We start from the raw sequence: 18207 nt of genomic DNA on the forward strand, positions 1-18207 counted from the left end.
GCGCCGTCGCATGACGGATCGTCTGGTGCTTCTCGGCTCGAAGGGTGGCCCGGCGCTCCGGCCGGGCGGACCGTGGCCGAGTTCGTCGCTGCTGGAGATTGGCGGCCGCACCCTCGTCGTCGATTGCGGGCTGGGCGTAACGCGCGGGTTGACCGACGCCGGCGTCAGTCTGAAGGCGCTCGACCTGATCTTCATCACGCATTTGCACTCCGACCATGTGCTGGAACTCGGACCTCTCATCCACACCGCCTGGACGGCCGGCCTGGCGGCGCCCGTCACTTTGTTCGGCCCGCCCGGCATCGGCCATTATTGGCAGCGCTTTTGCCAGGCAATGGAATTCGACATCGAGATCCGCATCGCCGATGAAGGCAGGCCGGATCTCCGCGACCTGGTGTCGATCGTCGAGTTTGCTGAAGGCCAAGTGGCCGAAGAGCGCGGTCTCAAAATATCGGCCTTGCGCGTCGACCACCCGCCAGTGACGGACTGCTTTGCGCTGCGCTTCGATCATGCGGGGCAAGGCGTCGTCTTTTCGTCGGATACGGCGTTCTTTCCGCCATTGGCGGATTTCGCCGAGGGCGCCGACGTCCTGGTCCACGAGGCCATGCTGGAAGAGGGGTATCGAGCGGCTGGTCGCGAAGACCGGCAACGGCGCAAGGCTGAGAGAACACCTGCTTGCCAGCCACAGCTTTGCCGAGGAAGCGGGCCGCATCGCCAGCGATGCAGGCGTCAAAAGACTGGTCCTCAACCATCTCATTCCCGCCGACGATCCCGAGATCGGCGAGGCCGACTGGATTGCCGCCGTCAGGAAAACATGGGCCGGCGACTTGACGATCGCCCGCGACGGCCTTGTTGTGGGGCTTGGGAGTGAGACGTGACCAACGACAAGCTTTGGGAAGAGGTGCAGAAATCCGAGGAGACATCCTGGGTGCAGCTCTCCTTGTTTCTCGATGGGGTGGAAGACTTGCCGTCTTTCGTCCGGTTCCTCGATGCGCTGCGAAACGACCGTGAGGACGCCGACCGCAAGGAGGCATTGCGGTCGGCAGGACCTGACATCAGCTGGAATGGCTGGGAAAACAATTCGTTAGCCACTTTTCTTGAATCGGCTGTCGCTTGGGCGTCACCTGGACCGATGGTAGTCGGCGCGGCGACCTGGCATTGCTGGCAAATGAAAATCCCTGGAGAGCCGCAGCCAGAATTATCTATGCCGGCAAATATTACGAATAAACGCCTTGGGAGGAAGCATGAAGCTTGCCACATTGAAGGACGGGACGCGCGACGGAAAGCTCGTCGTCGTATCGCGCGACCTGACGCGATTTACCGATGCGTCGTTCCTGGTGCGGACGCTGCAGGCCGCGCTCGACGACTGGCGTCGCATCGCGCCGCACCTCGCTGCCATGGCCGAATCGCTGGAGAACAATGCGGTGCCGTCTGCCCGCTTTCACGAGCATGACGCCCATTCGCCGCTGCCGCGTGCCTATCAATGGGCCGATGGCTCGGCCTATGTGAACCATGTCGAGCTGGTGCGGAAGGCGCGCGGCGCCGAGATGCCGGCAAGCTTCTGGACCGATCCGCTGATCTACCAGGGCGGCTCGGACTGCTTCCTCCGGCCGCGCGACCCGATCCGCATGACCGACGAGACCCTTGGCATCGACATGGAGGGCGAGGTCGCTGTCATTGTCGACGACGTGCCGATGGGTACAGGCCTCGATGAGGCGCGGGCAGCGATCCGGCTGGTCATGCTGGTCAACGACGTGACGCTGCGCGGCCTGACCGGACCTGAACTCGCCAAGGGGTTCGGCTTCTTCCAGTCGAAACCCTCATCGGCCTTTTCGCCGGTTGCGGTGACGCCCGATGAGCTGGGCGATGCCTGGGATGGCGGCAAGGTCAGCCTGCCGCTGCTGGTCGACCTCAACGGCAAGCCGTTTGGCCGGGCGAATGCCGGCATCGACATGACCTTCGATTTTCCGGCGCTGATTGCGCACGCCGCCAGGACACGACCACTTGCCGCCGGCACGATCATCGGCTCGGGCACCGTTTCCAACAAGCTCGGCGGCGAGCCCGGAAAACCTGTCCCTGCAGGCGGCGCCGGCTATTCCTGCATCGCCGAATTGCGCATGATCGAGACCATCGAAGCCGGCGCGCCGAAAACGCCGTTCCTGCGCTTTGGCGACACGGTGCGCATCGAAATGAAAAACAAGGCCGGACAGTCGATTTTCGGCGCCATCGAGCAGAAGGTCGAGAAATACGAGGGGGCAAGAGAATGACGGGCGAGACATTCTATCTGCTGTACGGTGTCTGGGCCCTTGCCATGCTGGCGATCTTCATCCTGGCGATCCGGCTGAGCTATCGCATCGAGGCGCGCTCGCCCGGCCTGACCAACCGCAGCGGCTTTCCGCGCAAAGCGATGATGTTTCACACCGTCACCAACACGAATGTCGCGCTGGACCAGGAAACGCAAGCCATGCGGCGGCGCATGATCGGGCTGCTGCTGATTGTTTTGGCTGGGTTTGCGCTTCTATGGGCGGGTGTGTCGCTGTTCCGGATCGCGCCGTGAAGTCATGGACCTGCTGAGCCATTTCCGCCGCATGGCAGCTAACAATCTGTGGTCCAACGACCGGCTCTATCGTGCCGTGCTGCAGCTTGAGCCCGGCGAATTCGAGGCTGAAAGGATAAGCTTCTTTCCCTCGATCAAGGCAACGCTCAATCACATCCTGGCCGTCGATTATCTCTATCTCGATTTTCTCGAAGAGGGCGGCCTCGGCGCCGCGGCTTACGATGAGTTCTTGCTCTTCGACGAAGCGGACGCGCTCTTTGGCGCGCGGGCGGAGGCCGACCGGCGGCTGATCGCTTTTTGCGACCGCCTGTCGACGGACGATATCGAGCGCCGCGTCGTCACCGACCGGCGCGAGAACGGCATGATACCGGAACGGATCGGCGATTTGCTCGCCCATCTCTTCATCCACGACATCCATCATCGCGGCCAGGTGCACGCGATGCTGTCCGGCACCTCGGTGACACCGCCGCAACTCGACGAGTTCTTCCTCGATTACGATGTGAAGTTGAGGAAAGCCGAAGTCGAGCGGCTGGAGCTGGATGATCAGACCAACGCGACGTCGTAGGCTGAGAAATGTCGATCCGCAGTGATCACCGTCAGACCTTCAATTTGAGCCTGTGCGATGAGCAGACGGTCGAAGGGATCGCGATGATGGAACGGCAGATGCTCAAGCCTCGCTGCGTGTAGTTCATTCACACTGAGGATCGGAATGCCGTTCGATCGCAGGATTTCCACGATGTTGCCTGTGAGCGTGACTTTGCCGAGCGATTTCTTAATGGCGATCTCTGCTACCGAGACGACGCTGACGACCACATCCTCGCCCGCAAGAAAGATCTCGCGATGGTGATCCGAAAGGCGTGAATCCGCGTTGAGTACCCAAAGCAGAATGTGAGTATCCACCAGATATTGGCGGCTCATTTAATGTACTCGTCCCATTCGGGACCGAGTTCATCAAAATCATCCGATATCCGAATTTGGCCTTTCAGGGCCCCAAAAAGGCCTTTGCTCCCGCCAGCCCGGGTGGGCGCGCTCAGGGTCGCCACCACCTCTCCATGCCGCGTCAGATGGATCTCTTCGCCGGCCTGGGCACGTTTCACCAACTCGGAGAGTTGCGCCTTCGCTTTTGCCATCGGAACATTCATGGTCAAACCTCTTATGACCAGAATTTAGGTCATAACTGATCAAACCACAAGCCACCTCGGCCGAGCTGGCTACGCTGCCTTGCCGTCCACCTTCAGCACGCCGCGCTTGATCTGGTCCTGCTCGATCGATTCGAACAGAGCGCGGAAATTGCCCTCGCCAAAACCTTCGTCGCCCTTCCTCTGGATAAACTCGAAGAAGATCGGGCCGATCACGGTTCTCGAAAAAATCTGCAGCAGGATCTTGGTCGTGCCGCCGTCGACCACGCCTTCGCCGTCGATCAGGATACCGTGCTTTTTCATGCGCTCGATCGGCTCTTCATGGCCGTTCACGCGGGCATAAGACATGTCGTAATAGGTCTCGGGCGGGCCCGGCATGAACTTCAGGCCGTTGGCGGCCAGCCTGTCGGTGGCGCCATAGATGTCGTCGGTGCCGACGGCGATGTGCTGGATGCCCTCGCCATTGTACTTCTTCAGATATTCGGCGATCTGGCTGGTCTCGTCCTTGGACTCGTTCAGCGGGATGCGGATCTTGCCGCAGGGCGAGGTGATGGCGCGGCTGACCAGGCCGGTGATCTTGCCGTCGATGTCGAAGAAATGGATCTGCTTGAAGCCGAACAGGTCGCGGTAGAAATCCCACCATTTGTCCATTTGGCCGCGATAGACATTGTGGGTGAGGTGGTCGAGATAGTAGAAGCCGACGCCTTCAGGCTTTGGATCGCGCTCGCCCAGCCAGTCGAACTCGGCGTCGTAAGCCGAGCCCTTCTCGCCGTAGGTTTCGATGAAATAGAGCAGCGAGCCACCGATGCCGACGATCGCCGGCACGTCGAGCGTCTTGTCGGCGCCTTCATAGGGCGTCGCGCCCTTGGCTACCGCGTGATCGAAGGCATGCCTGGCATCGACCACGCGCCACGCCATCGAGGCGGCGCAAGGGCCGTGCTTGTCGACGAATTTCATCGCATGCGAGCCGGGTTCGGCATTGACGACATAGTTGATGTCGCCCTGCCGCCAGACGGTGATGTCCTTGCTGCGGTGCTTGGCCACCTGCACATAACCCATGCGGGTGAACAGCTCGGCGAGCTTTTCCGGCTCGGCATGCGCGAATTCGACGAATTCGAAGCCGTCGGTACCGGCGGGATTGGTTTTGCTGATCTTGGCGGGCGGTGCGTCGTGCGGGAAGGGACCCATGGCATTGCTCCGAAATCTGGCCCGAAATCTGGCATTGGCCGCGTCGGCCATGTCTGAGCGCAATTATAGCGCGGAGCGAGTGCAAATTGCTTGCATTCAAACGCTTGAAATGCTCTGGTCATGCGCGAGTTGTGCATTGCGGAGCCGAAATTCATGGATGAGGCGCGCATCGACCAGTTTGACCGCAAGATAATGGCTCTGCTGCAGGGCGATGCGCGGCTGACCAACAACGATTTGTCGGAACGGGTGAACCTGTCAGCGTCGCAATGCTCGCGCCGTCGCCAGCGGCTGGAGGAGGACGGTTATATCAAGGGCTACCGGGCGGTGCTCGACCGCGACAAGCTCGGCTTTTCCCTGGTCAACGTCATTTCGGTGACGCTCGCCACCCACAACCGCGACAATGCGCGGCGTTTCGGCGAATTGGTGGCGCGGCTACCGCAAGTGCAGGAAGCGCACGCGCTGACCGGCGAGATGGACTACATATTGAAGGTGGTGACGCCCGATCTCAAATCATTGTCGGAGTTCGTCAACGGCGTGCTGCTGCCGCACGAATCCGTGCAGCATGTGAAGACGGCGATCGTGCTGGAGACGCTAAAGGAAACCGGCGCGCTGCCGATTTAGGCTGGGTGAATTAAGCGCGATATGTCGGAGGGACAGCACCCCCCTCTGGCCTGCCGGCCATCTCCCCCGCAAGGGGGGAGATCGGCAGCTCTGACCTCGTGCCCCACTCCGCAACATTGAAAATTGGCGAAAGCCAACGCGGCATCCAATCTCCCCACTTGCGGGGGAGATGTCCGGCAGGACAGAGGGGGGTGCGAAGGATCGCGGCGGCTAGCCAGTCACCCCTTCTGCTGCTGGATCAGCCCATACAGATTGGTGCAACGGGCGCCGGACCGGCAGTAAGCGAAGACCGGGCCATCAAGCTCATCCAGCGCCTCGGCCTGGTCCTCGACATTCTCGGCCGTGATCTGGCCGCTGATCACCGGGATGTAGCGGAAGGCGAGCCCGGCTCCTTCGACCGCCGCTTTGACGGTGTCGGCGGATGGCTGGCCCGGTTGCTCGTTGTCCGGCCGGTTGCAAATCACGCTCTTGAAGCCGGCATCCTTGATGGCGGCGACATCCTCGGGCTGGATCTGGCCCGAGACCGAATAGTCCTCGCTGATCTGACGGTATTCCATGGCTGGGGTCCTCGCAATTTGGTTAGCGGCAGTCTTGCCACTCCCTGACCCGGTCGGCAATCCGCGCGAAAAGAAATCCATCCGCGCAGATAGAGATTTCGATGCCAGAAATCCAGCCGGGCTAACGCCGCATGTCGCCAGACGCATCATGCGCCAGCCCGGCTGGATGAACCGGATCGGTCGGCTCAGCTGCCGAGGATCGCGCCTTTGATCTGGGCGATGTTGTTGTGCATCAGGTCGATATAGGTCGCGGCCGGGCCGTCGGGCTGTGACAGCGCATCGGAATAGAGCGTGCCGCCCACCTTGATGCCGGTCTCGCTGGCGATCTGCTCGATCAGCCGCGGGTTGGTGATGTTCTCGACAAAGATCGCCGCCGCCTTGTCCTGCTTCACCTGGCTGACCAGCTTGGCGACGTCGGCAGCGGAAGGCTCCGACTCGGTCGACACGCCTTCCGGGGCCAGGAACGTCAAGCCGTAGGCCTTCTCGAAATAGCCGAAGGCGTCATGCGAGGTAATGACGACGCGCTTCTCTTGCGGGATCGACTGGATCGCCGCCTGCACTTCGCCCTCAAGCGCATTGAGCTTTTGTGTATAGGCGGCTGCATTGGCTTTGTAGCTGTCGCAACCGGCAGCGTCGGCCGTGCAGAAGGCGTCGGCGATGTTCTTCACATAGATCTTGGCATTGGCGATCGACTGGAAGGCATGCGGATCGGTGACCGTCTTGCCGCCATCGGTTTCCGCGCCTTCGGCGGCATCGGCCTCGGCGAATTCGGGTTTGAAATTGATCGGCGTGACCCCCTTGGTCAGCACGGCAATCGAAGCCTTGGTGGCGCTGGCGTCGACCAGGCGCTGCAGAAAACCTTCGAAATGCAGGCCGTTGACCAGCACGATGTCGGCCTTGGCCATCGCCACCGCATCGGCGGGGCTCGGCTCGTAGACGTGGGCGTCGCCGTCCGGCCCGACGACGGTGGTCAGATCGATCCGGTCGCCGCCGACATTCTTGGCGAAATCGGCGATGATGGTGAAGCTGGCGACGACTTTCAACGGCTCAGCAAAGGCCGAAGATGAGCCAAGGGCGGTTAATGTTATAACGCTCACGGCCAAGGAGGCGCGGATCGATTTCAGCATGGACAGGTTCTCCTTGTTGGGATCAGGCGGTTCTGTGGCGGTGATGGACGATACGGGCGCGCAGGATGCCGCGCGTGCCGAACAGGATCGAGGCGAAATAGACGACGCCGGCGGACAGGATGATGGCCGGGCCGGAGGGCAATGACGCATGGTAGGACAACAGCAGCCCGGCAATGCAGGAGGCAAAGCCGATCACTGTGGCCAGCACGCACATCGGCTCGACGCGTGAGGTCCAGAAGCGGGCCGCCGCTGCCGGCAGCATCATCAGCCCGACCGACAGCAAGGTGCCGAGCGCCTGGAAGCCGCCGACGAGGTTGAGCACGACGAGGCCGAGGAAGATGAAATGCACCGGGCTGCCCATCCGGCTGACCGAGCGCAGGAACAAGGGGTCGAGGCATTCGGCGACCAGCGCTCGCCAGAAGATGGCGAGACTGACCAGCGTCACCACGACGATGCCGCCGATCAGCGTCAACGCCTCGTTGTTGAGTGCCAGCACGGTGCCGAAAAGCACATGCATGAGATCGACGCTGGAGCCGCGGATCGACACCATAAGCACGCCGATCGCCAGCGAAATCAGATAGAAGGCCGCCATCGAGGCGTCCTCGCGCTGGATGGTGAAGCGCGAGACGGCGCCGGCGCCGAGCGCCACGATGATGCCGGCGATCAGTCCGCCGATGGTCATCGGCAGGATTTCCAGGCCATAAAACAGGAATCCGGCGGCGGCACCCGGCAGGATGGCATGGGCCATGGCGTCGCCGGACAGGCTCATGCGCCGCAGCATCAGGAACACGCCGACCGGGCAGGCGCCGAGCGACAACATCATCGAACCGGCGAGCGCCCGCTGCATGAAGGCGTAGTCGGCAAACGGGGCGACGAAAAGACCATAAAGCACGTCCATCATGCCGCCCTCGGCCCGGAGCCGTGATGATGGTCATGGCTGTGCTCGTGGCTGCCGTGCTCGTGCCCACTGTGATCATGCTCGCCGGGCTCACACCATGGCGCGTTGTCTTCCCAGGCTTCGTGGAAGCGGCGCGCGCGCAACAGATTCTCCGGCCGCAGCGTCTCCCTGGTCTCTCCCCAGGCGACCGGCTGGCGCGCCAGCAGCAGCGTTTCGGGGAAATTCTGCCGCACCAGATCGAGATCGTGAACGACGACCATGATCGTGCGTTCCTCGCCGTGCCAGCGCTTGATCAGCGCGATCAGGTCGCCGACGGTCTTGCTGTCGACCGCGTTGAACGGCTCGTCGAGCAGGATGAGCTCGGCATCCTGCAACAGCACGCGGGCAAACAGGGTGCGCTGCAGCTGGCCGCCTGAGAGTGTGTCGATCGGGCGCTTCTCGAAACCGCCGAGGCCGACGGCCATCAGCGCCTCGCCGACCGAGTCGCGGTCTTCTCTTGTATAACGGCCGAGCATGCCGCGCCGCGGCCACAGGCCCAGCGAAACCAGGTCGACGACCCGGGCCGGAAAGGAGCGGTCGAGCTCGGACTGCTGCGGCAGGTAGGCGGCGCGCCCGCCCGGCGCCCGGATCACCGCACCGGCCATCGGCTTCAGGACGCCGACAATGCCCTTCATCAGCGTCGACTTGCCGGAGCCGTTGGCGCCGACGACCGCTGTCAACGATCCCTTGCGGATCGTACCATCGAGGTGGTGGATCGCCGGATGGCTGTTGTAGCCCAGCGTCAGGTCGCGGAAGGTCAGGCAGGTTTGGCTCATGTGACGATCCATGGGGCGACGATCTGTGCTGCAGGGGCGGATTCGATATGTGATGTTATTACATTAGTCAACAAGCCAATCGGGCGGAATTGCGGCCGGCCGTCATGTTGTGTGCTTTGGCTTGGCTCAAGAAGTTCCGCTCGAGCGACCTTGCTCCCGGCGAACCCGGCCCCTAAACAGGCGCAGCTGACAAGAGGAGAAGGAATATCCAATGAGCATTCGTCGTATCGATGTAGGCCCGCGCATGAGCCAGATCGTCATCCACGGCAACACCGTCTATCTGGCCGGTCAGGTCGGCAAGCCGGGCGGAAACGTCGGCGCCCAGACCAGGGACATTCTAGCGGCGATCGACGAATTGCTGGCCAAGGCCGGCACCGACAAGACCAAGATCCTGCAGGCGATCATCTGGCTGGCCGACATGAGCACCTTCGCCGAGATGAACGCGGAGTGGGACAAGTGGGTACCACAGGGCAACACGCCGGCCCGCGCCACCGGCGAAGCCAAGCTTGCCGGACCGGAATATCTGGTCGAGATTATTGTTACTGCGGCGATTTGAGAATGCGGCTCTAACCCTCCCCCTCGAGGGGAGGGTCGGCGAGTAGTCGAAGCGAAGCGGAGACTCGAGACGGGGTGGGGTCGGCGAGGTTGCTCCGACCCCACCCCGCGTCACAAAATGCCGCCGTGCGGCAATTTGCTCCGCGACCCTCCCCTCAAGGGGGAGGGTTAGGAGCTCACCCCTGCGACGGCGTGAACCGCGCCACCAGCGTGTGGTTCTCTGCCGCGTAGGTGAACCGGACGTGGGTGACCGGGTGCTCGGCGCTCCATGTCCGCCGCTCGATCACCAGGCACGGCGCGCCGGTCTCGATGTCGAGCGCCGCGGCGATAGACCTTTCGGCGGCAACGGCGCGGATGCGATGCTCGGCGGCACTCCACGGGACGCGCCCGATCAGCCACGGACCGGGCGCGGTGTCGAAAAACGCCTCTTCGGCGGCCTCCGGCACGGCAGACAGGTTGATCAGCCGCTGCTCGTGGGCGAACGGCCGGTTGCCGGCGAAATGCCGGCATTCCAGCACCAGCACCGGCCCGGCGACGTCGAGTTCCAGCAGGGCGCGGTCGTCGGCGCTGCTGCGCCTTCTGCTTCGCGCCATGCGCTCATAGCGGTAGGGCAGGCCAAGCGCCTCGACCTCAATCCGGATGTCGTGGATTTCGAGAACGGCCGCCTGCGACTGCGGCCGGCGGACAAAACTGCCGGAGCGACGCCGGCGCTCGATCAGCCCGGCCTTGGCCAGTTGTGACAGCGCCTTGTTCACCGTCATGCGCGAACAATTGTATTCGGCCGTCAGTTCATGCTCGAACGGAATGCGGTGGCCGGGCGCCCAGGCACCGGACAGGATCCGTTCGCTGATGTCCGACAGGATGCGCTGGTGCAGCGAAAGAACCTCGCCGCCATCCGCGCTTCCAGAATCCGCGCTTATTATCCCGATCATGCTCATGCCGAAAGCGCCGTCATGACCTTGCGGAACCGCTCGGCAATGGCATCGCGCTTCGCATGCATGCCGTCGCTGACCAGTTTCCTGCCATGCACCCAGACGCAATCGACCTTGGTGCCGTTGGCAAAAATCCAGGCGTCAAGGATTGCATCGCCCGTCTTGCCGGCCAGCGATGGATGCTTGCCGTCGAGCGAGACGAAATCGGCCGAGGCACCTGCGGCGATCTGCGAAGCGCCGGCGCCCAGCGCGGCACTGCCACCATCGAGCGCAGCATCGAACAACGCGCGACCGGTCGAGCCGCCGGCCACCGCCAGAACATTGCGGGCGCGGTGGGCGAGGCGTTGCGAATATTCGAGTTGCCGCAACTCGTCCGGCAGGCCGATCAGTACGTTTGAATCCGAGCCGATGCCAAAGCGGCCGCCATGCTGCATGAACAGCGGCGCGGCAAAGGTGCCGTCGCCGAGATTGGCCTCAGTGATCGGGCAGAGGCCGGCAACGGCGCCGCTTTTCGCCATCTGGATCGTCTCGGCTTCGGTCATGTGGGTAGCGTGGATCAGGCACCAGCGCTGGTCGACGTTGGCGTTGGCAAGCAGCCATTCGACCGGCCGCGCCCCGGACCAGGCAAGACAATCCTCGACCTCCTTCATCTGCTCGGCGATATGGATGTGGATCGGCCCCTCCGGCGCCATCGCCGTGATGATCTGCAGTTCCCCCGGCGTCACGGCGCGCAGGCTGTGCGGGGCGACGCCGACGACGCCTTGATTCAGCGCGCGAATGGATTCGCGGCTTTTCTCAACAAGTCGCGAGAACTGATTCACATAGTTGATGAACCGCCGCTGGCCTTCATTTGGCGCAGCGCCGCCGAAAGAGGAATGCGCGTAGAACACGGGCAGCAAAGTCAGCTCGATGCCTGTCTCGGCGGCTGCAGCAACGGTGCGCTCCGCCATCTCGGCAATATTGGCATAGGGCCGGCCGTCACGGTCGTGGTGTAAATAGTGAAACTCGCCGACGCGCGAGAACCCGGCCTCCAGCATCTCGACATAGAGCTGGGCCGCGACCGCCTCGACCTGGTCCGGCGTCATCGACAGCGCGAAACGGTACATCACCTCGCGCCAGCTCCAGAAACTGTCGGCGGAGGGCCCGCGCAATTCGGCAAGGCCGGCCATGCCGCGCTGGAAGGCGTGGCTGTGCAGGTTCGGCATGCCGGACAAAAGGATGGCATGGCGCTCGTCGCCAGGCAGGAGCGAGGTATTCGCCTCGACCGTGGCGATCCTGCCGTCGGAGATGACGATCCGCACATTACTGTGCCAGCCGTCGGGCAGAAGTGCCTGTTCCGCAAAGATTGCCGTCACGTTTTTCTCCAAATCCCGGCCTGCCATGCGATGATAGCGCTTGCAGTGCCTTTTGATATGTATATACATAATCATCACCGATTGAAACGGAAAAGATGATGGCTGCAGAGAGCAAAAGCCGGGCAGGGGAGGTTCGCCTCTGGCGCAATGCGCGCCTCGCGACCATGGCCGAAAGCAGCGCCGGGTTAGGCGTCGTCGAGCACGGTGCAATCGCCGTGCGCAACGGCCGGATCGTCTATGCCGGGCCGGAAGCCGACATGCCGGCAGCACTCCGCCCCAGAGCACTTGGTAAAGACGCCGAGGCGACCGACTGCGAAGGCCGCTGGATCACGCCCGGCCTGATCGACTGCCACACCCATCTGGTCCATGCCGGCAACCGTGCCAATGAATTCGAGATGCGGCTGGCCGGCGCCAGCTATGAGGAGGTTGCCAAGGCCGGCGGCGGCATCGTTTCCTCGGTCAAGGCATTGCGCGCGGCGAACGAGGACGAACTGGTCGCCCAGTCGTTGCCGCGCCTCGATGCGCTGATTGCCGAAGGCGTCACCACCGTCGAGATCAAATCCGGCTACGGCCTCGACCTCGAAAACGAGAAGAAGTCGCTGCGCGCCGCGCGACGGCTGGGCGATGAGCGGCCGGTGACGGTCAGGACCACTTTCCTAGGCGCTCATGCGCTGCCGCCCGAAGCAAAAGGTGACAAGGACGCCTTTATCGATCTTGTTGCAAAGCAGATTTTGCCGGCCGTCGCTGCCGAGGGCCTGGCCAATGCCGTCGATGGTTTTTGCGAAGGCATCGCCTTTTGGCCGGAGCAGATCGCCCGCGTGTTCGATGCGGCCAAGGCGGCCGGCCTGCCGGTCAAGCTTCATGCGGACCAGCTGTCCAATCTGCACGGCGCCCAACTTGCGGCGCGCTATGATGCGTTATCGGCCGACCATCTCGAATATACCGACGAGGCCGGTGCGGCGGCGATGGCGAAGGCCGGAACCGTGGCGACCATCTTGCCCGGCGCCTACTACTTCATCCGCGAGACCAAGAAGCCGCCGATCGCCCTGTTTCGCCAGCATGGCGTCAGGATGGCCGTTGCCACCGACAACAATCCCGGCACGTCGCCGCTGACCTCGCTGCTGCTGACCATGAACATGGCCGCGACGTTGTTCGGCCTGACCGTCGATGAATGCCTTGCCGGCGTCACCCGCGAGGCTGCCCGCGCGCTCGGGCTGCTTGGACAGACCGGCACGCTGGAGGCCGGAAAATCCGCCGATCTGGCGATCTGGAACGTCGAGCGCCCGGCCGAACTCGTCTACCGCATGGGCTTCAACCCGCTGCATGCCCGCATCTGGAGGGGACAATGACCGAACTCAAGCTAAGGCCAGGCAATGCCACGCTGGCCGATTGGCGCGCCATCTATCGCGGCGCCGCACTGAGGCTCGACGATGCCTGCCGGCCGAAGATCAAGGCCAGCGCCGAGGCCGTCGCCAGGATCGTTGCCAAGGGCGAGCCGGTCTATGGCATCAATACCGGCTTCGGCAAGCTGGCCAGCGTCCGCATCCCCGCCGCCGATCTGGAAACGTTGCAACGAAACATCGTGCTGTCGCATGCCGCCGGCGTCGGCGAGCCGATGCCCGTCGCAATTTGCCGGCTGATGATGGCGCTGAAGCTGGCCAGCCTGGCCCAGGGCGCCTCCGGCGTGCGGCCGCGGACCATCGAACTGCTCGAGGCGATGCTGGCCAACGACGTTATCCCCGTGGTGCCGGCGCAAGGCTCGGTCGGCGCTTCCGGCGACCTTGCGCCGCTGTCGCACATGACCGCGGTGATGATCGGCGTCGGCGAATGCTTTACCCCGCATGGCCGCTTTCCCGCCAAGGTCGCCTTCGTTTCGCACGGCCTGGAGCCGGTGATATTGGGCGCCAAGGAAGGCCTGGCGCTGCTCAACGGCACCCAGTTTTCGACCGCCTATGCGCTGGCGGCTTTGTTCGAGGCGGAAGTGCTCTACCAGTCGGCACTGGTCGCCGGCGCGCTGTCGACCGATGCCGCCAAGGGTTCGGACGCGCCGTTCGACCCCCGTATCCATCTGCTCCGGAAACATCGCGGCCAGATCGAGACGGCCGAGGCGTTGCGCAATTTGATGGCCGGCAGCGCCATCCGTGAATCGCACCGCGTCGGCGACGAGCGCGTGCAGGATCCCTACTGCCTGCGCTGCCAGCCGCAGGTAATGGGCGCAGCGCTCGACGTGCTCCGCAAGGCCGCCGACACGCTCGCCACCGAGGCCAACGGCGTCACCGACAATCCTCTGATCTTTGCCGAGGATGACTCAGCACTTTCGGGCGGCAATTTCCACGCCGAGCCGGTCGCCTTCGCCGCCGACATGATCGCGCTTGCCGTCTGCGAGATCGGCTCGTTGTCGGAAAGGCGCATCGCCATGCTGGTCGACCCGGCGCTGTCCGGCATGCCGGCCTTTCTGACACCCAAGCCGGGTCTGAATTCCGGTTTCATGATCCCTCAGGTGACGGCCGCGGCACTGGTTTCTGAAAACAAGCAAAAGGCCTATCCGGCCAGCGTCGATTCGATCCCGACCTCGGCCAACCAGGAAGACCACGTTTCGATGGCGGCGCATGGCGCGCGCCGGCTCATCGGCATGGTCGAGAATGCGACGGCCGTCATCGGCATCGAATTGCTGGCCGCCGCGCAGGGCTGCGATTTCCATGCGCCACTGGCCTCGAGCGCGGCACTGGAGGCGGTGCGCCGGCTGGTCAGGGCAGAGGTGCCGCATCTCGACAACGACCGGCACTTCCACCCCGACATGGAGAAGGCCATCGCCATGGTACGCAACGGCGCGGCGGTGGAAGCGGCAAGCGCGGTAAGGCTGCCGGGGGTGACGTCGTGAAGCCGTCGTCGCTGCGTTACGCCGGCACGGGTCGTGTTCCGTCGCGCCCCCCTCTGTCCTGCCGGACATCTCCCCCTCCAGGGGGGAGATTGGCAGCTGCGGTCCTGCGTTCATTACTGCAACGTTGGAGATTGGCGAAAGCAGTCGTGACCGCCAATCTCCCCACTAGAGGGGGAGATGTCCGGCAGGACAGAGGGGGGCGCTGTCCCGCCAACCTCAGCCCGGCAACACCGAAACTTTCAAGGTCAGGAACAAAAAACCCGCCTCGAAGGCGGGTCGTGGGGCCGAATCAGCACCATACCGAAATTAGTAGCATAGCTGCCGGCACAAAGCAAGAACAAAATACGACACGGCCGGCAAAAAGCGAGGTCGGTGTTCACGGACAATTGCAAGGTCGCGTTCTGTCGCGCGGAGACTTCCGATGACCTCACCCTCCTGGCTCACTGTGAAGCGTGGCACAGCACCCTTGCTGGTTTCGATCCCGCATACCGGCATCGACCTCGCCGGCCTCGACAGCCGACTGGTCTCGCCCTGGCTCGGGCGCCGCGACTGTGACTGGTGGATCGACAAGCTCTATGACTTTGCCAAGAGCCTTGGTGCGACGGTGGTGCATACGGCGATTTCGCGCACCGTCATCGACGTCAACCGCGATCCGTCGGGCGTTTCGCTCTATCCCGGCCAGACGACGACCGGGCTCTGCCCGACCGAGACCTTTGACGGCGATCCGCTCTACCGTGAGGGCGAAGAGCCGGGACCGTCGGAGATCGACGAACGCCGCGAAAAATTCTTCGTACCCTATCATGCCGCGCTGCAGGCGGAGATCGACAGGCTGCGCGCTTTGCAGGGGAAGATCGTCGTCTATGACTGCCATTCGATCCGCTCGGTGCTGCCGCGTCTTTTCGAAGGCAAATTGCCGGTCTTCAATCTCGGCACCAATGACGGCAAGAGCGCCGATCCAACGCTGCAGGAGAACGTCACGCAAATCCTCACCGAAACCGGCGAGAGCTTCGTCGTCAACGGCCGCTTCAAGGGCGGCTGGATCACGCGCCATTTCGGCCAGCCGCAAGCCGGCGTCCACGCGCTGCAGATGGAGCTCTCCAACCGCGGCTATCTGCGCGAGCCCGAAGGCAAGGGCATGCCCGGCAATTGGCCGGTGCCTTACGACGCCGAATTCGCGGCGCCGATCCGCGTTACGCTGAGAAAGATCCTGGAAACCGCGATCGCGTGGGCCCAGCGCTGATGCGGTGCACCTCATTCGAAAGGGACAATCATGACCGATCCTCGCCACAACATCCGTGAAGTGCGCAGCCCGCGTGGCAGCGAGCTCACCGCCCGCACCTGGCTGACCGAAGCGCCGTTGCGCATGCTGATGAACAATCTCGACCCGGACGTTGCCGAAAACCCCAACGAGCTGGTCGTCTATGGCGGTATCGGCCGGGCGGCGCGCACCTGGAACGATTTCGACCGCATCGTTGCCTCGCTGAAGACGCTCGGCGACGACGAGACGCTGCTGGTGCAATCCGGCAAGCCGGTCGGCGTGTTCCGCACCCATCCGGACGCGCCGCGCGTGCTGATCGCCAATTCGAACCTCGTGCCGCACTGGGCGACATGGGAGAAGTTCAACGAGCTCGATAGAAAGGGCCTGATGATGTACGGCCAGATGACGGCCGGCTCATGGATCTACATCGGCACGCAAGGCATCGTGCAGGGCACCTACGAGACCTTCGTCGAGGCCGGCCGCCAGCATTATGGCGGCAATCTCAGGGGCAAATGGATCCTGACCGGCGGTCTCGGCGGCATGGGCGGCGCCCAGCCGCTCGCCGCGGTCATGGCCGGCGCCTGCTGCCTGGCGGTCGAATGCGATCCCGACCGCATCGATTTCCGGCTGCGCACCCGCTATGTCGACGAGCGCGCCGACACGCTCGACGAGGCTCTGGAAAAGATCGAGCGCTGGACCAAAGCCGGTGAGGCGAAATCGGTCGGCCTGGTCGGCAACACCGCCGATATCGTGCCGGAACTGGTGCGACGCGGCGTGCGCCCCGACATCGTCACCGACCAGACCTCGGCGCATGACCCGCTCAACGGCTATCTGCCCAAGGGCTGGTCGCTGGCCGAGTGGCGCGAGAAGCGCACCAGCGACCCGAAGGCGGTCGAGAAGGCGGCGCGCGCGTCGATGCGCGAGCATGTCGAGGCGATGGTGGCGTTCTGGAACGCCGGCGTGCCGACGCTCGATTACGGCAACAACATCCGCCAGGTGGCAAAGGAGGAGGGGTTCGAGAATGCCTTTGCCTTTCCGGGTTTCGTGCCGGCCTATATCCGTCCGCTGTTTTGCCGCGGCATCGGCCCGTTCCGCTGGGCAGCACTTTCCGGCGATCCCGAGGATATCTACAGGACCGATGCCAAGGTGCGCGAACTCACGCCCGGCAACACCCATCTGCACAACTGGCTCGACATGGCACGCGAGCGTATCGCCTTCCAGGGACTGCCGGCGCGCATCTGCTGGGTTGGGCTTGGCGATCGCCACCGGCTCGGCCTCGCCTTCAACGAGATGGTCGCCAGGGGCGAACTGAAGGCGCCGGTGGTCATCGGCCGCGATCACCTCGATTCCGGCTCGGTCGCCTCGCCGAACCGCGAGACGGAGGCGATGAAGGACGGCTCCGATGCCGTCTCCGACTGGCCGTTGCTCAATGCCTTGCTCAACACGGCGTCCGGCGCCACCTGGGTGTCGCTGCACCATGGCGGCGGCGTCGGCATGGGCTTTTCGCAGCATGCCGGCATGGTCATCGTCGCCGACGGCACACCCGAGGCGGCCAAGCGCCTGGAGCGGGTTCTGTGGAACGATCCGGCGACCGGCGTCATGCGCCACGCCGATGCCGGCTATGACATCGCGATCGAGTGCGCCCGGGAGAACCAGCTCAACCTGCCCGGCATATTGGGCTGAGCCGCGCCTTGCGCATCCTTCGGGCTCCGGAATACCGCTCGATGCCGTGGAAGAACGGTGGCGGGGTGACGACGGAGATTGCCGTCTCGCCGCCAGGTGCCGGGCTCGACGATTTCGACTGGCGCGTCTCGATGGCGCGCGTCGAGAGCAGCGGGCCGTTCTCCGGCTTCGCCGGCGTCGACCGGACCTTGGCCTTGCTGGAAGGCGAGGGCATGGTCCTCGACATCGCCGGCCGGCCGCCGGTCGAAATCACCCGGGCTTCCGCACCGCTTGCCTTTCCAGCCGATGTGCCGACGCAAGCGACGCTGATCGCCGGTCCGATCACCGACCTCAACGTCATGACGCGCCGCGCCCGGGCGGCCCACACGGTCGAGCGCCTGCTGATTTCGGCTCCGACGGAGATCCGGGCCGACGCCGATGCGGCGCTCATCCTGTGCGTCGACGGCGAGCTCAGGGTGGCCGGCGCAGCGTCCGTGCAACTGGGGCCGCTCGATGCGCTGTTGCTCGGGCCGCAAGCACCTGAACTGCGCCTGCATCCCGTCCGGCCGGCGATGCTGTTCGTGATCCGCATCGACCGCATTGCCGGCAACGATTAACGCCTGTTTCCAAACATGATCGCGATGCCGGCCAAATATCGCGTAAGC

General features: G+C 63.7%; 19 protein-coding genes and 1 pseudogene. 11 read left to right on the forward strand and 9 right to left on the reverse strand.

What is annotated here, in order from left to right; translation table 11 throughout:
* The first annotated feature begins 10 nt into the window (after positions 1 to 10).
* The 4 genes and pseudogenes from NKH21_RS25045 to NKH21_RS25060 all read left to right on the forward strand — a co-directional run bounded on the left by NKH21_RS25045 (position 11) and on the right by NKH21_RS25060 (position 3119).
* Positions 11 to 875, forward strand: a pseudogene (locus NKH21_RS25045) (MBL fold metallo-hydrolase).
* Positions 876 to 1241: 366 nt separating this feature from the next.
* Positions 1242 to 2264: a fumarylacetoacetate hydrolase family protein gene (locus NKH21_RS25050; protein WP_352663010.1), complete on the forward strand. Its 1023-nt coding sequence runs from the start codon at positions 1242 to 1244 to the stop codon at positions 2262 to 2264.
* Entirely contained in the window at positions 2261 to 2554 is a 294-nt protein-coding gene (locus NKH21_RS25055) for a hypothetical protein (RefSeq protein ID WP_352663007.1), read from the forward strand. Before NKH21_RS25050 ends, NKH21_RS25055 begins: the two co-directional genes overlap by 4 nt.
* A 4-nt stretch (positions 2555 to 2558) precedes the next feature.
* Positions 2559 to 3119 carry a DinB family protein gene (locus NKH21_RS25060; RefSeq protein WP_352663004.1) on the forward strand — a complete coding sequence of 187 codons (561 nt, stop codon included), beginning with the start codon at positions 2559 to 2561 and terminating at the stop codon, positions 3117 to 3119.
* Here NKH21_RS25060 and NKH21_RS25065 read toward each other — a convergent pair.
* The 3 genes from NKH21_RS25065 to hppD form a co-directional block, all read right to left on the reverse strand.
* Positions 3098 to 3472, reverse strand: coding sequence for a type II toxin-antitoxin system VapC family toxin (locus NKH21_RS25065; protein WP_352663001.1), 375 nt, complete (start codon positions 3470 to 3472; stop codon positions 3098 to 3100). The genes NKH21_RS25060 and NKH21_RS25065 overlap by 22 nt on opposite strands.
* The gene (locus NKH21_RS25070; RefSeq protein WP_352662998.1) at positions 3469 to 3696 is read right to left on the reverse strand and encodes a type II toxin-antitoxin system Phd/YefM family antitoxin; all 228 of its coding nucleotides are present in this window, start codon (positions 3694 to 3696) and stop codon (positions 3469 to 3471) included. Before NKH21_RS25070 ends, NKH21_RS25065 begins: the two co-directional genes overlap by 4 nt.
* A 69-nt stretch (positions 3697 to 3765) precedes the next feature.
* Entirely contained in the window at positions 3766 to 4881 is a 1116-nt protein-coding gene (hppD, locus tag NKH21_RS25075; protein ID WP_352662995.1) for a 4-hydroxyphenylpyruvate dioxygenase, read from the reverse strand.
* Between the two features lie 153 nt (positions 4882 to 5034).
* Here hppD and NKH21_RS25080 point away from each other — a divergent pair, with 153 nt between their 5' ends.
* Positions 5035 to 5502: an Lrp/AsnC family transcriptional regulator gene (locus tag NKH21_RS25080; RefSeq protein ID WP_023674409.1), complete on the forward strand. Its 468-nt coding sequence runs from the start codon at positions 5035 to 5037 to the stop codon at positions 5500 to 5502.
* A 218-nt stretch (positions 5503 to 5720) separates the two neighbouring features.
* Here the strand turns inward: NKH21_RS25080 and NKH21_RS25085 are convergent, their stop codons facing one another.
* The 4 genes from NKH21_RS25085 to aztA form a co-directional block, all read right to left on the reverse strand.
* Positions 5721 to 6059 (reverse strand): protein tyrosine phosphatase family protein, encoded by a 339-nt coding sequence (locus NKH21_RS25085; RefSeq protein WP_352662992.1) that lies wholly within the window; start codon positions 6057 to 6059, stop codon positions 5721 to 5723.
* Between the two features lie 185 nt (positions 6060 to 6244).
* Positions 6245 to 7186, reverse strand: coding sequence for a zinc ABC transporter substrate-binding protein AztC (gene aztC, locus NKH21_RS25090; RefSeq protein ID WP_352662989.1), 942 nt, complete (start codon positions 7184 to 7186; stop codon positions 6245 to 6247).
* A gap of 22 nt (positions 7187 to 7208) precedes the next feature.
* Positions 7209 to 8084 carry a zinc ABC transporter permease AztB gene (gene aztB / locus NKH21_RS25095; protein WP_023674413.1) on the reverse strand — a complete coding sequence of 292 codons (876 nt, stop codon included), beginning with the start codon at positions 8082 to 8084 and terminating at the stop codon, positions 7209 to 7211.
* On the reverse strand, positions 8084 to 8899 hold the full coding sequence (gene aztA, locus NKH21_RS25100; protein ID WP_352868116.1) for a zinc ABC transporter ATP-binding protein AztA: 816 nt from the start codon (positions 8897 to 8899) through the stop codon (positions 8084 to 8086). The genes aztB and aztA overlap by 1 nt, the downstream gene beginning before the upstream one ends.
* Before the next feature lie 211 nt (positions 8900 to 9110).
* Between aztA and NKH21_RS25105 the strand changes: the two genes are divergently transcribed.
* Positions 9111 to 9455, forward strand: coding sequence for a RidA family protein (locus tag NKH21_RS25105; protein ID WP_023674415.1), 345 nt, complete (start codon positions 9111 to 9113; stop codon positions 9453 to 9455).
* Positions 9456 to 9630: 175 nt separating this feature from the next.
* On the opposite strand, the gene hutC is transcribed toward NKH21_RS25105, so the two are convergent.
* Positions 9631 to 10392 carry a histidine utilization transcriptional repressor HutC gene (gene hutC, locus NKH21_RS25110; RefSeq protein WP_352662983.1) on the reverse strand — a complete coding sequence of 254 codons (762 nt, stop codon included), beginning with the start codon at positions 10390 to 10392 and terminating at the stop codon, positions 9631 to 9633.
* The gene (locus NKH21_RS25115) at positions 10389 to 11741 is read right to left on the reverse strand and encodes a formimidoylglutamate deiminase (RefSeq protein WP_352868120.1); all 1353 of its coding nucleotides are present in this window, start codon (positions 11739 to 11741) and stop codon (positions 10389 to 10391) included. Before NKH21_RS25115 ends, hutC begins: the two co-directional genes overlap by 4 nt.
* A gap of 98 nt (positions 11742 to 11839) precedes the next feature.
* Between NKH21_RS25115 and hutI the strand changes: the two genes are divergently transcribed.
* From hutI to NKH21_RS25140, 5 genes are all read left to right on the forward strand, one after another.
* Positions 11840 to 13090, forward strand: coding sequence for an imidazolonepropionase (hutI, locus tag NKH21_RS25120; protein ID WP_352868123.1), 1251 nt, complete (start codon positions 11840 to 11842; stop codon positions 13088 to 13090).
* Positions 13087 to 14622 (forward strand): histidine ammonia-lyase, encoded by a 1536-nt coding sequence (gene hutH, locus NKH21_RS25125; RefSeq protein WP_352662974.1) that lies wholly within the window; start codon positions 13087 to 13089, stop codon positions 14620 to 14622. The genes hutI and hutH overlap by 4 nt, the downstream gene beginning before the upstream one ends.
* Positions 14623 to 15043: 421 nt before the next feature.
* Complete coding sequence (hutG, locus tag NKH21_RS25130) at positions 15044 to 15862, forward strand: N-formylglutamate deformylase (RefSeq protein ID WP_352662972.1); 819 nt, start codon at positions 15044 to 15046, stop codon at positions 15860 to 15862.
* Between the two features lie 30 nt (positions 15863 to 15892).
* Entirely contained in the window at positions 15893 to 17563 is a 1671-nt protein-coding gene (gene hutU / locus NKH21_RS25135; RefSeq protein ID WP_352868127.1) for a urocanate hydratase, read from the forward strand.
* A gap of 8 nt (positions 17564 to 17571) precedes the next feature.
* Positions 17572 to 18159 carry a HutD/Ves family protein gene (locus tag NKH21_RS25140; protein WP_352662966.1) on the forward strand — a complete coding sequence of 196 codons (588 nt, stop codon included), beginning with the start codon at positions 17572 to 17574 and terminating at the stop codon, positions 18157 to 18159.
* The last annotated feature ends 48 nt before the right edge of the window (positions 18160 to 18207 follow it).

Source organism: Mesorhizobium sp. M1329 (assembly GCF_040318035.1).
Taxonomy (GTDB): Bacteria; Pseudomonadota; Alphaproteobacteria; order Rhizobiales; family Rhizobiaceae; genus Mesorhizobium.

Coding starts and splice junctions, on each gene's coding strand:
- NKH21_RS25050 (WP_352663010.1), top strand. CDS start 1,242: ATGAAGCTTGCCACATTGAAGGACGGGACGCGCGACGGAAAGCTCGTC.
- NKH21_RS25055 (WP_352663007.1), top strand. CDS start 2,261: ATGACGGGCGAGACATTCTATCTGCTGTACGGTGTCTGGGCCCTTGCC.
- NKH21_RS25060 (WP_352663004.1), top strand. CDS start 2,559: ATGGACCTGCTGAGCCATTTCCGCCGCATGGCAGCTAACAATCTGTGG.
- NKH21_RS25065 (WP_352663001.1), bottom strand. CDS start 3,472: ATGAGCCGCCAATATCTGGTGGATACTCACATTCTGCTTTGGGTACTC.
- NKH21_RS25070 (WP_352662998.1), bottom strand. CDS start 3,696: ATGAATGTTCCGATGGCAAAAGCGAAGGCGCAACTCTCCGAGTTGGTG.
- hppD (WP_352662995.1), bottom strand. CDS start 4,881: ATGGGTCCCTTCCCGCACGACGCACCGCCCGCCAAGATCAGCAAAACC.
- NKH21_RS25080 (WP_023674409.1), top strand. CDS start 5,035: ATGGATGAGGCGCGCATCGACCAGTTTGACCGCAAGATAATGGCTCTG.
- NKH21_RS25085 (WP_352662992.1), bottom strand. CDS start 6,059: ATGGAATACCGTCAGATCAGCGAGGACTATTCGGTCTCGGGCCAGATC.
- aztC (WP_352662989.1), bottom strand. CDS start 7,186: ATGCTGAAATCGATCCGCGCCTCCTTGGCCGTGAGCGTTATAACATTA.
- aztB (WP_023674413.1), bottom strand. CDS start 8,084: ATGGACGTGCTTTATGGTCTTTTCGTCGCCCCGTTTGCCGACTACGCC.
- aztA (WP_352868116.1), bottom strand. CDS start 8,899: ATGAGCCAAACCTGCCTGACCTTCCGCGACCTGACGCTGGGCTACAAC.
- NKH21_RS25105 (WP_023674415.1), top strand. CDS start 9,111: ATGAGCATTCGTCGTATCGATGTAGGCCCGCGCATGAGCCAGATCGTC.
- hutC (WP_352662983.1), bottom strand. CDS start 10,392: ATGAGCATGATCGGGATAATAAGCGCGGATTCTGGAAGCGCGGATGGC.
- hutI (WP_352868123.1), top strand. CDS start 11,840: ATGGCTGCAGAGAGCAAAAGCCGGGCAGGGGAGGTTCGCCTCTGGCGC.
- hutH (WP_352662974.1), top strand. CDS start 13,087: ATGACCGAACTCAAGCTAAGGCCAGGCAATGCCACGCTGGCCGATTGG.
- hutG (WP_352662972.1), top strand. CDS start 15,044: ATGACCTCACCCTCCTGGCTCACTGTGAAGCGTGGCACAGCACCCTTG.
- hutU (WP_352868127.1), top strand. CDS start 15,893: ATGACCGATCCTCGCCACAACATCCGTGAAGTGCGCAGCCCGCGTGGC.